General features: G+C 71.7%; 14 protein-coding genes. 8 read left to right on the top strand and 6 right to left on the bottom strand.

All coding sequences use genetic code 11. The features are described 5' to 3' along the window. Window positions 1–97: 97 nt before the first annotated feature. Together ACIBVP_RS22485 and ACIBVP_RS22480 are read left to right on the top strand one after the other, a co-directional pair. Window positions 98–331 carry an Lrp/AsnC ligand binding domain-containing protein gene (locus ACIBVP_RS22485; RefSeq protein ID WP_184812379.1) on the top strand — a complete coding sequence of 78 codons (234 nt, stop codon included), beginning with the start codon at window positions 98–100 and terminating at the stop codon, window positions 329–331. A gap of 19 nt (window positions 332–350) precedes the next feature. Beyond that, the gene (locus ACIBVP_RS22480) at window positions 351–905 is read left to right on the top strand and encodes a DUF3515 domain-containing protein (RefSeq protein ID WP_396108194.1); all 555 of its coding nucleotides are present in this window, start codon (window positions 351–353) and stop codon (window positions 903–905) included. Here ACIBVP_RS22480 and ACIBVP_RS22475 read toward each other — a convergent pair. Then, on the bottom strand, window positions 898–1,995 hold the full coding sequence (locus tag ACIBVP_RS22475) for a D-alanine--D-alanine ligase family protein (protein WP_396108193.1): 1,098 nt from the start codon (window positions 1,993–1,995) through the stop codon (window positions 898–900). The two genes, ACIBVP_RS22480 and ACIBVP_RS22475, sit on opposite strands and share 8 nt — an antisense overlap. A gap of 11 nt (window positions 1,996–2,006) precedes the next feature. Beyond that, complete coding sequence (locus ACIBVP_RS22470) at window positions 2,007–3,389, bottom strand: PLP-dependent aminotransferase family protein (protein WP_396108192.1); 1,383 nt, start codon at window positions 3,387–3,389, stop codon at window positions 2,007–2,009. 72 nt (window positions 3,390–3,461) lie between these two features. On the opposite strand from ACIBVP_RS22470, the gene ACIBVP_RS22465 reads away from it, so the two are divergent. Beyond that, entirely contained in the window at window positions 3,462–4,136 is a 675-nt protein-coding gene (locus ACIBVP_RS22465; RefSeq protein WP_396108190.1) for a pyridoxamine 5'-phosphate oxidase family protein, read from the top strand. On the opposite strand, the gene ACIBVP_RS22460 is transcribed toward ACIBVP_RS22465, so the two are convergent. Then, window positions 4,102–4,551 (bottom strand): cysteine dioxygenase, encoded by a 450-nt coding sequence (locus ACIBVP_RS22460; protein ID WP_396108189.1) that lies wholly within the window; start codon window positions 4,549–4,551, stop codon window positions 4,102–4,104. The two genes, ACIBVP_RS22465 and ACIBVP_RS22460, sit on opposite strands and share 35 nt — an antisense overlap. A gap of 242 nt (window positions 4,552–4,793) precedes the next feature. Here ACIBVP_RS22460 and sigK point away from each other — a divergent pair, with 242 nt between their 5' ends. Both sigK and ACIBVP_RS22450 read left to right on the top strand, forming a co-directional pair. Then, on the top strand, window positions 4,794–5,384 hold the full coding sequence (sigK, locus tag ACIBVP_RS22455; protein WP_396108188.1) for an ECF RNA polymerase sigma factor SigK: 591 nt from the start codon (window positions 4,794–4,796) through the stop codon (window positions 5,382–5,384). Continuing rightward, complete coding sequence (locus ACIBVP_RS22450) at window positions 5,384–6,112, top strand: anti-sigma factor domain-containing protein (RefSeq protein ID WP_396108187.1); 729 nt, start codon at window positions 5,384–5,386, stop codon at window positions 6,110–6,112. The genes sigK and ACIBVP_RS22450 overlap by 1 nt, the downstream gene beginning before the upstream one ends. 62 nt (window positions 6,113–6,174) lie before the next feature. Here ACIBVP_RS22450 and ACIBVP_RS22445 read toward each other — a convergent pair whose 3' ends face one another. After that, window positions 6,175–7,173, bottom strand: a complete 999-nt coding sequence (locus ACIBVP_RS22445) for an NAD(P)H-dependent glycerol-3-phosphate dehydrogenase (protein ID WP_396108186.1) — start codon at window positions 7,171–7,173, stop codon at window positions 6,175–6,177. Between the two features lies 1 nt (window position 7,174). Further along, window positions 7,175–7,918, bottom strand: a complete 744-nt coding sequence (locus ACIBVP_RS22440; protein WP_396108184.1) for a lysophospholipid acyltransferase family protein — start codon at window positions 7,916–7,918, stop codon at window positions 7,175–7,177. Between the two features lie 80 nt (window positions 7,919–7,998). Between ACIBVP_RS22440 and cofC the strand changes: the two genes are divergently transcribed. From cofC to ACIBVP_RS22425, 3 genes are read left to right on the top strand one after another with little or no spacing between them, the layout of a single operon-like run. Next, window positions 7,999–8,640 (top strand): 2-phospho-L-lactate guanylyltransferase, encoded by a 642-nt coding sequence (gene cofC / locus ACIBVP_RS22435; RefSeq protein ID WP_396108182.1) that lies wholly within the window; start codon window positions 7,999–8,001, stop codon window positions 8,638–8,640. Beyond that, window positions 8,641–10,830 carry an RNA degradosome polyphosphate kinase gene (locus ACIBVP_RS22430; protein ID WP_396108181.1) on the top strand — a complete coding sequence of 730 codons (2,190 nt, stop codon included), beginning with the start codon at window positions 8,641–8,643 and terminating at the stop codon, window positions 10,828–10,830. It begins immediately after the preceding gene. Between the two features lie 4 nt (window positions 10,831–10,834). Further along, window positions 10,835–11,713: an NUDIX domain-containing protein gene (locus ACIBVP_RS22425; RefSeq protein WP_396108180.1), complete on the top strand. Its 879-nt coding sequence runs from the start codon at window positions 10,835–10,837 to the stop codon at window positions 11,711–11,713. Between the two features lie 438 nt (window positions 11,714–12,151). Here ACIBVP_RS22425 and ACIBVP_RS22420 read toward each other — a convergent pair. Beyond that, window positions 12,152–12,334, bottom strand: a 183-nt coding sequence (locus ACIBVP_RS22420) for a hypothetical protein (protein WP_396108178.1), incomplete at its 5' end; no start/stop codon positions are given.

The raw sequence follows: 12,334 nt of genomic DNA, 5'->3' as shown, positions 1-12,334 counted from the left end.
CTCCGATAGTCGGATCCCCAAACGATCCGGAACTGCGGTACCTTTTGCTGCTCACGTTCCTACCTCTTGAGTCCAGCTAGACACGAAGGGGCGCGCCGTGGTCCACGCATACATCCTCATCCAGACCGAGGTCGGCCAAGCCGCCGCGGTCGCGGCCAAGATCGCACAGATCCAGGGTGTGACGACCGCGGAGGATGTCACCGGACCCTATGACGTGATCGTGCGGGCCGAGGCCGACAACGTCGACCTGCTCGGCCAGCTGGTCGTGGCGCGCATCCAGAACGTGGACGGGATCACCCGAACCCTCACCTGCCCGGTCGTCCACCTCTGACCCGTGCTGTAGTTGGGGCGTGTCCGAGCAACCCCTGTCCCGTGTGACCCTGTTCGTCGCGGCGGGCATCGCCGCGGTGCTCGTGGTGGGTGTCATCGTCGCGAGCAAGGTCCTCGGCGGCGGTGACGACACGAACACCGCAGCCCCGACGACCACCCCGTCCGCCCGCTCCGGCCCGCTCGCACTGGCCGGTGTGGAGGCACCGGACGCGGACGCACCCGAGTGCACCAAGCTCGTCGACTCGCTGCCCGCGAACCTGCCGAGCAAGGGCGAGGAGCTGGCACGGCTCCCCCTCGCCGACCCCGCTCCCCCGGCCGCGGCAGCGTGGGCGGGCGACCAGGGCGAGCCGGTCGTGCTGCGCTGCGGGCTGCCCAAACCGGCCCAGTACGCGCCGACCGCGCAGCTGCGCACCATCTCGAAGGTGAACTGGCTGCCGGTCGAGGGTGACGGCGCGAGCACCTGGTACACGGTCGACCGCCCGGTGTACGTGGCGCTGACGATCCCCGACGACGCGGGCACGGGCGTGATACAGGAGATGTCGGCGACGATCGCGAAGGTCCTGCCCGCTACCTGAGGCCGGTGCCGCGGGCGATGGCCGTGTCGATCAGGGTCGACAGCAGCGTGCGGTAGTCGAGGCCTGTGACCGACCACATCTTCGGGTAGGCCGACGTCGGGGTGAAGCCCGGCATCGTGTTCAGCTCGTTGATGATCAGCGTGCCGTCGAGGCCGACGAAGAAGTCGACGCGGGCCAGGCCCTGGCACTCGAGCGCGTGGAACGCCTTCACGGCCATCGCGCGCAGGCGGTCGGTCACCGCGTCGTCGAGTTTGGCCGGGATGTCCAGTTCGGCCGTGTCGTCGAGGTACTTGGTCTCGAAGTCGTAGAACTCGAGCGAGTCGTCGAGGATGCGGATCTCCGCGGGCAGGGACGCCTCGACGTGACCGTCGGGGAACTCCAGCACGCCGCACTCGACCTCGCGGCCGACGATCATCGACTCGACCAGGACCTTGGGGTCGATGGCGCGGGCGGTGGCGATGGCCTCGTCGAGGTTCGCCCAGTCCGACACCTTCGTGATGCCCGTCGACGAGCCGGCACGCGCGGGCTTCACGAAAACCGGCAGGCCGAGGCGGTCCTTCTGTTCCCCGGTCAGCGTGACGTCGCCGCGGTGCAGCACCTCGTACGGGCCGACCGGCAGGCCCTCGGCCTTCAGGAGCTTCTTCGTGAACTCCTTGTCCATGGCCACGGCACTGGCCAGCACCCCGGCGCCCGCGTACGGCAGGCCGACCATCTCCAGCAGCCCCTGGATGGTGCCGTCCTCGCCGTAGGCGCCGTGCAGCACCGGGAACACCACATCCACAGCGGAGAGGATCTCGCCCTCGCGACCCCGTTCGAGCACCACGAGGCTCGCGGACGACGGGTCGGCGGGCAGGGTCAGCGCGGTGCCGGAGGTGACCTTCGGCAGCGTGCGGCCGTCGATCGCGAGCGTCGCGGGGTCGGCCGGGCCGAGCACCCACGAGCCCTCCGGCGTGATGCCGACCGGCAGGACCTCGAACCGCTCCGGGTCGAGGTTGGCGAGCACGCTCGCCGCGGACACGCAGGACACCGTGTGTTCCGTGCTCTGCCCACCGAACACCACTGCCACGCGGACGCGTTCTTGGCTGGCCATGGCACGCGACCCTACCCAACTCCCCCGCGTACCAGCTCGACGAGCACCGGCAGCGCGCGTTTGAGCTGGTCACGCGAACAGGCCGCGTACCCGAGGGCGACCCCGAACCACCGCGCCCTGCCCACGTGGTGGCGGGCGAGGCCGTCGAGCAGCAGCTCCCGCTCCAGCGCGGCACGCACGAGCGCGCGTTCGTCGTCGGCCGTCGGCACCGGGACCACGACGTGCGCGCCCGCGTCGTCGCCGAGCACCCGGACCCCGCCCGCCACCAGGGTCTCCACCACCAGCGACCGGCGTTCCGACAGCTCGCGCCGCAGCCTGCGCAGGTGCCTGCCGAGGTCACCGCCGCGGGCCAGCTCCACCACCACGAGCTGACCGGCGGGTGCGGGGCCGATGCCGGTGGCGTCGCGGTGTGCGAGCACGGCCGTCACCACCGGCGGCGGCGCCACCAGCCAGCCGATGCCGAGGGTCGGGGTGAGGATCTTGCTGGTGGTGCCGAGGTGCACGACCACGTCCGGGGCGAGCGCGGCCAGCAGCGGCAGCGGGGCGACGTCGTAGCGCAGCTCGCCGTCGTAGTCGTCCTCGATCACGAGCCAGCCCTGTTCGCGGGCCCGCTCCACGAGGGCGACCCGGCGCGCCGCGGACATGCGGCCGCCGAGCGGGTACTGGTGCGCGGGCGAGCAGTACACGGCACGCACGTTCGCCGGGATCGCGTCGACGAGCAGCCCGTCGGCGTCGACGGTCGCGGGCACGACCCGCAGGCCCGCGGCACGCAACGCGCCGACCGCCCGCTGGTAGCCCGGTTCCTCCACCGCCACCATCTCGCCGGGCCGCAGCACGGCACGGCCCAGCTCCGCGACCGCCGAGCTGGTGCCCGAGGTCGCGAGCAGCACGTCGCTGTCCCCGATGCGCAGACCGCGGTGGCGCAGCAGGTGTTCGGCGACGGCCGCCCGGTACTCCGGCAGCCCGGCCCGCTGCGGCCGCACCATCGGCGTCACGTGCGAGGCCGCGCGCCAGGCCCGCCGCCACGCCGCCTGCTCGATGCCCTCCGCCCACGGTGAGCCCGGGGTCAGGTCGACGACGTCGTCCCGTCCGGTGTCGCGGCGGGCGGGGCGGCGGTCCGCGCGCAGGGTGCCCGGCGGCGAGGTGGTGACGTAGGTGCCCGACCCGTGCCTGCCCGCGATCCAGCCCTCGGCGTGCAGCTGCTCGTAGGCGGCGGCCGTGACGGTCCTGCTGACGCCCAGCTCACCGGCGAGCGCACGGGTGGACGGGAGCCGGTCGCCGCTGCGGAGCCTGCCGTCGCCCGCGGCCGCACGGAGCTGTTCGGCCAGCTGGACGGCGAGCGGCGTCGGCGACTCCCGGTCCAGCGCCACCGGGAGGACGGGTGTCTCGGCCATGAAAGTGGCCTTCCGGAATCGAGGGGTCGTGGCCCTTTCTATGATGCCACTCGGCTCGGCACAGTAGGGGACGTGACGCTCTCACCCACTCGACGCAGCACCATCCGCCGCGGCAAGAAGCGCGCCGTGACCGACCGCGCCGCGCTGAAGCAGGTGCTCGACGCCGGACTGATCTGCCATCTCGCGTTCGTCACGCCCGACGGCCACCCCGTGGTCGTGCCGACCGGGTACGGCCACGAGGACGGCACCCTCTACGTGCACGGGTCGACCGGCGCGGCGAGCCTGCGCGGCGGCACGGACGCGGAGGTGTGCGTGAACGTGACGCTGCTCGACGGGATCATCTACAGCCGCGCGGTGTTCCACCACTCCGTCAACTACCGCTCCGCCACGATCCACGGCGTGGGGCGGCAGGTCACCGACCCGGACGCGAAGCTGCACGCGCTGCGCGTGATCACCGAGCACATCGCGCCCGGCTCGTGGGACCACGCGCGCGGCCCGAGCAAGCAGGAGTTCGCGAAGACCGCCGTGCTGGCGCTGGACCTGCACGAGGCCGCGGTGAAGGTCCGCACCGGCGGGCCGGGTGAGGAACCGGAGGACCTCACGCCGGACCGGATCGGCGCGAGCTGGGCCGGGGTGCTGCCCCTGGTGCGTTCCTGGGGCACGCCGGAACCGTGCGAGCACCTGCCGGAGAGCTTCGAGGCGCCGGACTACGTCACCCGGCGAGAGATGCGGGACGGTCCCCAATAGAACGCATGGTGCGCACCGCGCGGTAGACGTGCAGGCTCACCGCGGGGTCCGGGCCGTCGTTGCGCACGTGGTGTGCGTAGCCCGGCCCGAACACCCGGGACTGGCCCGCCGACAACGACAGCGCGACCCCGCGGTGCAGCACGTGTTCGGTCAGCGTGCCGGAGACGATCGTGAACGCGCCGGTGGTGTGGCCGTGGTCGTGGTCGTCGGTCTCCTGGCCGGGCAGCCAGCTCATGAGCCAGACCTCCTGCTCCTCGGTGGCCGCGACGCGCACGGCGAACCGCTCGTCGGGGTCGTAGCGGAGCAGGCGGGCCCACGTCGTGCGGTCGGCGGCGTACGCACGGGCGATCAGCGCGGGGTGGACGGTCGGGGCGATGGCGGAGGACGCGATGGTGCCGGCCGGAACGGCGAACATGGCAAGGAACCTTCTCGGGAGTGCGGCAAGGACGCGGGCAACTCACCGAGGCTGACAGAGCGCGCTGGAAACCAGGCGAAGGGCCACGTAACCCCGCCTGCCGTTCAGCACACTCGTCAACACGTGCACAGCGAACCATGCGCCGTACGGAGGCGGCAAACCGGTCCAGTCCGTGGGATCGTGGTGGCCAATCCGACCGCACCACCGGCTCCGAAGAGCTGGCGAGACGAAAGCGGGTGGTCATGGTCGAACGGGTGCGCAGGGTGCGCGAGGCACGCACCGAACCGGCGAACGAGCTCGGCGCCGAGCTGATGGGGCGCGTCGCGCGCGGCGACGAGGCGGCGTTCGAGCAGTTGTACGACCTGATGATCGGTCCCGTCTTCGGGCTGGTGCGGCGCATCGTGCGTGACCCGGCGCAGTCGGAGGAGGTCGTGCAGGAGGTCATGGTCGAGCTGTGGCGCAGCGCCGCCCGGTACGCACCGGAACGCGGCAGCGCGACCACGTGGGCGATGACGCTCGCGCACCGGCGTGCCGTCGACCGCGTGCGGTCCGCGCAGGCCGCGGCCGACCGCGACGAGACCATCGGCCGCCGCGACATGGCCCGCCCGTTCGACGAGGTGGCCGAGCAGGTGACGACCCGGCTCGAACAGGAGCAGGTGCGCCGGTGCCTGCGCACGCTGACCGATCTGCAACGGGAGTCGGTGCTGCTCGCCTACTACGGCGGCCGCACGTACCGGGAGGTCGGCGAGCTGCTGAACACCCCGCTGGGGACTATCAAGACGAGGTTGCGGGACGGGCTCATCCGGCTGCGCGACTGCCTGGGGGTGGCCTGATGACGACGGCGGACATCCACGCGCTGACCGGCGCGTACGCGTTGGACGCGGTGTCCGGCGCGGAACGGGAGGAGTTCGAGCGGCACCTCGCCGAGTGCGAGTCGTGCGTGCAGGAGGTGCGGGAACTGCGGGAGACCGCGACCAGGCTGGGGCTCGCCGCGTCGGCCGACCCGCCACCCGAGCTGAAGGCCAGGGTGCTCGACCAGATCCGGACCATCCGGCAGGCGCCGCCGGCGACCACGGTGACGCCGCTGCGCCGCGGCCGGGACAAGCTCGCGCTGCGCCTCACGTCGATCGCGGCGGCGGTGCTGCTCGTGGCGGCGGTCGCGCTGGGCGTGATCGTGGTGCGGCAGAACGACCAGCTGTCGCAGAGCAGGGCGCAGGCGGCGGAGATGTCGGAGATCCTGCGCGCCGGGGACGCCCGGGTGGTGACCCTCGACGAGGGAGACAAGGGCAGGATGACCGTCGCCATGTCCCGGTCGGAGAACCGGATGCTGCTCCTGACCCACGGCCTGCCGAACCCGCCGGAGGGCAAGGACCTCCAGGTGTGGACGGGCCACGGCGGCACGATGATCTCGGCCGGTTTCCTGAACCCCGACAACGGTGAGGCGCTGCTGGCGATCTCCGGTTTCGGCGACGCCGACGCGATCGGCGTGACCCTGGAACCGGACGGCGGCTCGGCGACCCCGACGCTGCCCGCGGTCATGGAGGTCCCGCTCCCCGCGTGACCACCGCACCGAAGGACCCCTTCGGCACCCCAACGCACTGAAGGGGTCCTTCGGGTGCGGGGTCAGCGTTCCGGTCTGGTTCTCCGGCCGATCAGCTCGCCTGCCATCTCGCGCGGGTCGAAGCCGTCGTGGCAGACCCGGTGCACCACCTCGGTGATCGGCATCTCGACACCGTGGCGCAGCGCCAGCTCACGGATCGACGAGCAGGACTTCACGCCCTCCGCGACCTGGCCGTGCGCGGCCGCCTGCGCCTGCGCGACGGTCTCGCCCCGGCCGAGCCGCTCCCCGAAGGACCGGTTGCGTGACAACGGGGAGGAGCAGGTCGCCACCAGGTCGCCGAGGCCGGCGAGCCCCGCGAACGTCATCGGGTCCGCGCCGAACGCCTCGCCGAGCCGCGCGGTCTCCGCGAGCCCGCGCGTGATGAGCGTCGCGAGCGTGTTGTCCCCGAAGCCGAGCCCGCCCGCCATGCCACAGGACAGCGCGATCACGTTCTTGCACGCGCCACCGAGCTCGCAACCGACCACGTCCGTGTTGGTGTACGGGCGGAAGTAGCCGGTCGTGCACGCCCGCTGCACGGCGACCGCGCGGTCGTGGTCGGTGCACGCGACGACCGCCGCGGTCGGCTGCTCGGCGGCGATCTCCCGCGCCAGGTTCGGCCCGGTCACCACGGCCACCTGGTCCTGCGGCACGCCCATGACCTCGGTGATGACCTCGCTCATCCGCTTCAGCGTGCCCAGCTCGACGCCCTTCGCGAGGCTGATCAGCGTCGCGGAGGGGTCGATCAGTGCACGCCACGCGGTGAGGTTGTGCCGCAGGCTCTGGCTCGGGACGGCCAGCACGACGTCGGTCGCGCCGTCGAGCGCCACCGACGGATCCGATGTGGACTCCAGGTTCGCGGGCAGCGTGACGCCCGGCAGGTAGTCGGGGTTCTCGCGGCGCTCCGCGACCGCCTCGGACACCTCGCGCCGCCGTGCCCACAGGACCACGCTCGTGCCCGCGTCGGCGAGGACCTTCGCGAACGTCGTGCCCCACGAACCGGCGCCGAACACCGCGACACGCATGTCACCCATCGGCGCCCGCGGCCTTCCGCTTCGCCTTGGCCGGGTTGTAGAACTCGGTGGGCGCCTGCTCGCCGCGCAGGCCCGCGAGCTGCTCCCGGACCCGCGTCATGAGGAACAGCGTCACGTCGCGCAGCAGGCGGTTGTCGATCTCGCGGCCCTTGAACTCGGACAGGTCGACCGGCGCGGAGACGTCGAAGGTCACCTTCTTGCGCGGGAACGGGCGGAACTTCTTCGTGTACCCGTTGAGGATGTCCCGGGTGCCCCAGCGCGCGACGGTGAGCACCGGGATGTCGTGCTCGAGGCACTCCACCGCGAGGCGCGCGACGCCGGTCCGCGACCGCATCGGCCAGCCGTCGGGGTCCTTGGTGATCGTCCCCTCCGGGTAGATCACGACCAGCTTGCCGTCACGCAGGGCCTCCCTGGCCGCGACGAGGCTGTCGCCGGCGTTCGCCCCGTCCCGGTACACGGGGATGCTGCCCGCGCCGGAGATCATGTGCTTGAAGACGGGCATCCGGAACAGGCTGTCCTTGGCGAGGAACCTGGGCACCCGGCCGTTGCGGTGCACGAACACCGCGTCGACCGGCGGGTCGAGGTGGGAGATGTGGTTCATCACCAGCAGGACGCCGCCCTCGCGCCGGACGTGCTCGGCGCCGTTGGCCTTCGTCTTGCCGAGCGAGGCGATCGGGTAGAAGACCACCGCCGTCACCCACACCCAGAACCCGCTCTTCTCCAGTCGCCTCGGCACCTGTCCTCCTCGTCCGCGTTTCGATGAGTGAGTATGCCCCGGCGGCGGCGCGTGTCCGCCGGGTCCTGCACGATGGGGGCGTGAAGCGTGGAGCAGACCTGGTCGTGCCCATCAAGCGGCTCGACCGCGCGAAGTCGCGGCTGCGTGGCGCGGTGCCAGACGACCAGCACGCCGAGCTGGTGCTGGCGCTGCTGCTGGACACCGTGACGGCGGCGATCTCGGCCGACGGCGTGCGGCGGGTGCTCGTGGTGTGCGAGGACGAACGGGTTCCCGCCGCACTGCTCGGCACCGGCGTCGAGTGCGTCGACGAGCGCGGCCTGCCCGGCCTGAACGCGGCACTGGCGTTCGGTGCCGAGTCGCTCCGCACACCCGCGAGCACGGTCGGTGCCCTCCAGGCCGACCTGCCCGCGCTGCGGTCCGCCGACCTGTCCGCCGCGATCGCCGAGGCCGCGGGGCGCCGGGCGTACTGCGCGGACCGGCCGGGCACCGGCACGACGCTTCTCCTCGCCGCCCCCGGCGAACCGCTGAACCCGCGGTTCGGGCCGGGTTCCTCGGACGCGCACACGGCGACCGGCGCGGTCCGCGTCGGCGCCGGACTGCCGTCGCTGCGGTGCGACGTGGACACCGAGCGCGACCTCGGCGCCGCCGCCGAACTGGGCCTCGGTGTGGCGACGGGAAAGTTCACCCGCTCGTTCGACCTGCGGTGCACCATTACGCCATAAATGCTGGACAATGAGGTTGTGAGCACCGAGACGAGCCCTGAGCAGACCACCGAGGCCGAGCACGCGGAACCCGTGCCGGAGCCGCGGCCCGTGCCGTCCTCGCCGCCCGCCGTGACGCCGTCGGAGACGATCACCGACCTGCCGGACGACCGGTACCTCAACCGGGAGCTGTCGTGGCTGGACTTCAACGCGCGGGTGCTCGCGCTCGCCGAGGACGCCTCGCAGCCGCTGCTCGAACGCGCGAAGTTCCTCGCGATCTTCGCGTCGAACCTCGACGAGTTCTACATGGTGCGCGTCGCGGGCCTGAAGCGCCGCGACGAGACCGGGCTGTCGGTGCGCAGCGCGGACGGCCTGACCCCGAGGGAACAGCTCGCCTACATCGCCAAGCGCAACCAGGAACTCGTCGGGCAGCACGCGGCCGCGTGGGAGAAACGGCTGCGGCCCGCGCTCGCCGAGCAGGACATCCGGATCGCCCGGTGGGCCGAGTTGTCCGACGACGAGCGCGAGCGGCTCACGAAGTACTTCAACGACCAGATCTTCCCGGTGCTCACGCCGCTCGCGGTCGACCCGGCGCACCCGTTCCCCTACATCTCGGGGCTGTCGCTGAACCTCGCGGTCACCGTGCGGGACCCGAGCGGCGGCGGCGAACGGTTCGCCCGCGTCAAGGTGCCGGACAACGTGTCCCGGCTCATCCCCGTGCGGCAGAAGCGGGAGGACCGCAGCGCGCTGTTCCTGCCGCTCGAAGCCCTCATCGCCGCGCACCTGGACAGCCTGTTCGCCGGCATGCAGGTCACCGAGGTGCACGCGTTCCGCGTCACCCGCAACGCCGACCTGGAGGTCGAGGAGGACCAGGACGAGGACCTGTTGAAGGCGCTCGAAAGGGAGCTGGCGCAGCGCCGGTTCGGTCCGCCGGTGCGGCTCGAGGTCGCCGACGACATGAGCGAGCACATGATGGAACTGTTGCTGCGGGAGCTGGAGGTGGACCCGCACGACGTGGTCGTGGTGCCGGGGGTGCTGGACCTGTCGTGCCTGTGGCAGCTTCACGGTGTCGACCGGACTGACCTGAAGGACCCGCCGTTCGTGCCCGCGACGCACCCCGCGTTCGGTGAGCGCGAGACGCCGAAGAGCGTGTTCGCGACGCTGCGCGAGGGCGACGTGCTGGTGCACCACCCGTACGACTCGTTCTCCACGAGCGTGCAGCGGTTCATCGAGCAGGCCGCCGCGGACCCGAAAGTACTTGCCATCAAGCAAACGCTGTACCGGACGTCCGGTGACTCCCCCATCGTGGACGCGCTGATCGACGCGGCGGAGGCGGGCAAGCAGGTCGTGGCGCTGGTGGAGATCAAGGCGCGGTTCGACGAGCAGGCGAACATCAAGTGGGCGCGAACGCTGGAGAAGGCGGGCGTGCACGTGGTGTACGGCATGGTGGGGTTGAAGACCCACTGCAAGACGGCGCTCGTGGTGCGGCAGGAGGGGTCGGTCATCCGCCGCTACTGCCACATCGGCACCGGCAACTACAACCCGAAGACGGCGCGCCTGTACGAGGACGTGGGCCTGCTGACGGCCGAACCGTCGATCGGCGCGGACCTGACGGACCTGTTCAACGTGCTGACCGGGTACGCGCGGCAGGACGAGTACCGGTCGCTGATGGTGGCCCCGTACGGCATCCGCCGGGGCATCGTGGAGCTGATCGAGCGCGAGACCGAGCACCTGCGGGCCGGCCGGCCGGCCGGGATCCGCATGAAAATCAACAGCCTCGTGGACGAGCAGGTCATCGACGCGCTGTACCGGGCGTCGCAGTCCGGGGTGCCGGTGGACGTCGTCGTGCGTGGCATCTGCGCGTTGAAGCCGGGCATCGAGGGGCTGTCGGACAACATCCGGGTGCGGTCGATCCTCGGCCGGTTCCTGGAGCACTCCAGGGTGTTCCACTTCCTCGGCTCGGACGAGCACTGGCTCGGCAGCGCCGACATGATGCACCGCAACCTGGACCGCCGCGTCGAGGTGCAGGTGCGCATCACCGACCCGAAGCTGACCGCGCAGCTGGACGCCATGTTCGAGTCCGCGCTGGACCCGGCGACCCGCTGCTGGGTGCTGGAACAGAACGGGGACTGGGCCGCGTCGCCCGCGGAGGGGTCGTCGGTGCGTGACCACCAGGCGCAGATGCTCGCCAAGCACCGGACACTCGGCTGACGGTATGGCTCAGGAGGTCGCCGCGGCCGGGGCCGTGGTGTGGCGGCTGCGTGACGGGACCGTCGAGGTGGCACTCGTGTACCGGCGGCGGTACGACGACTGGACCCTGCCCAAGGGAAAGCTCGACCGCGGCGAGACCGCACGGACAGCGGCACACCGGGAGGTGCGCGAGGAGACGGGCGCACAGGTCGCGCTGGGCCGTTTCCTCGGCCGCACCAGCTACCGCGTCGGCACGGACCGCAAGGTCGTCGACTACTTCGCCGCTCGCTACCTGAACGGCGACTTCGCGCCGTCGGACGAGGTGGCGGAACTGCGCTGGCTGCCGGTGCCGGACGCCATGGCGCGGCTGACGTACGAGCACGACCACCCGGTGCTGATGGCGTTCACGGCGCACCCGGCCGACCTGACCACGGTGTTGCTGATCCGCCACGCGAAGGCGGGCAGCAGAGCCGAATGGCACGACGCCGACGAACTGCGGCCGCTCTCCCGCAACGGGGAGAAGCAGGTGGCGCCGCTGCGCGCCCTCGCCGCGGTCTACGGCGCGACCCGCGTGCACTCGGCCCCGCTGGTCCGTTGTGTTCGCACGGTGGCCCCCATCGCGGGCGACATCGGCGTGCCGGTGACCGAGGAAGAGCTGATGGCGGAACGGAAGTACGAGGGCATGGCGGACGCCGCCCAACGCCGCCTGGTGGAGATCGCCGACGAGGGCGGCGTTCCCGTGGTGTGCAGCCAGGGCGGGGTGATCCCGGACCTGCTCGCACGCGTCGCGGCCGAGTCCGGGGTGTCCCTCGGCAGGCGCGTGGAGAGCAAAAAGGGCAGCGCATGGGCCCTGTTCTTCACCGAAAGCAGGCTCGTGGCGGCGGACTACATCCGCGTACCTTGATTCACAACGCTTTCGCACACCTGTCCGATGTGGCCACTCCGAAACACCATTCCCGGAAACATCACGGCTCTATTCGAAACGGCTCGCGGCGGCTCGGACCTACCCGGGAAACAATGCGCGGCCCCGGACCCGTGATCGCCCGGCGGCCCGCGTACCGGTGCGATTTCACCCGGTCGGGCACGCTCGCCGCGCGGCTCGCAGGGCCTGCTCGACGCGTTCCGGCCGCCAGACAGGCGACCAGAAGGCGGCACGGCGCGGTCCGACCCGATACCCGCGAACGCGTCCGTTCGGGCGGGAGACGCACAACCACGCGCCCACAGCAGCCGTCCTGGCTCCGCGCACGCCGCCACCGGGCCTGTCCTGTGTGTCTGGTCCCGGAAAGGCCGAAGGCCGCCACCCAGTGGTTGGGCGGCGGCCTTCGGCGTGGTGCTGGGGTTGTTACTTCTTCTTCGCGGCGCTGGTCCGCTTGGCGGCCGTGGTCTTCTTCGCGGCCGTGGTCTTCGCCGGGGTGGCCTTGGCCGTGGTCCGCTTGGCGGTCGTGGTCTTGGCCGGGGTGGCCTTCTTGGCGGTCGATGCCTTGGCGGTGGTCTTGGCCGGAGCCGCCTTCGCCGTGGTCTTCGC

Origin of the sequence: Actinophytocola sp. NPDC049390 (assembly GCF_044466355.1) — a bacterium.
Taxonomy (GTDB): Bacteria; Actinomycetota; Actinomycetes; order Mycobacteriales; family Pseudonocardiaceae; genus Actinophytocola.
This window is presented reverse-complemented; position numbering and strand designations above follow the sequence as displayed.

Bases quoted from the DNA above. Each gene is read 5' to 3' on its own strand.
- ACIBVP_RS22425 (WP_396108180.1), top strand. From the start codon at position 10,835: ATGGCTCAGGAGGTCGCCGCGGCCGGGGCCGTGGTGTGGCGGCTGCGT.
- ACIBVP_RS22475 (WP_396108193.1), bottom strand. From the start codon at position 1,995: ATGGCCAGCCAAGAACGCGTCCGCGTGGCAGTGGTGTTCGGTGGGCAG.
- ACIBVP_RS22430 (WP_396108181.1), top strand. From the start codon at position 8,641: ATGCTGGACAATGAGGTTGTGAGCACCGAGACGAGCCCTGAGCAGACC.
- ACIBVP_RS22445 (WP_396108186.1), bottom strand. From the start codon at position 7,173: ATGCGTGTCGCGGTGTTCGGCGCCGGTTCGTGGGGCACGACGTTCGCG.
- ACIBVP_RS22460 (WP_396108189.1), bottom strand. From the start codon at position 4,551: ATGTTCGCCGTTCCGGCCGGCACCATCGCGTCCTCCGCCATCGCCCCG.
- sigK (WP_396108188.1), top strand. From the start codon at position 4,794: ATGGTCGAACGGGTGCGCAGGGTGCGCGAGGCACGCACCGAACCGGCG.
- ACIBVP_RS22470 (WP_396108192.1), bottom strand. From the start codon at position 3,389: ATGGCCGAGACACCCGTCCTCCCGGTGGCGCTGGACCGGGAGTCGCCG.
- ACIBVP_RS22450 (WP_396108187.1), top strand. From the start codon at position 5,384: ATGACGACGGCGGACATCCACGCGCTGACCGGCGCGTACGCGTTGGAC.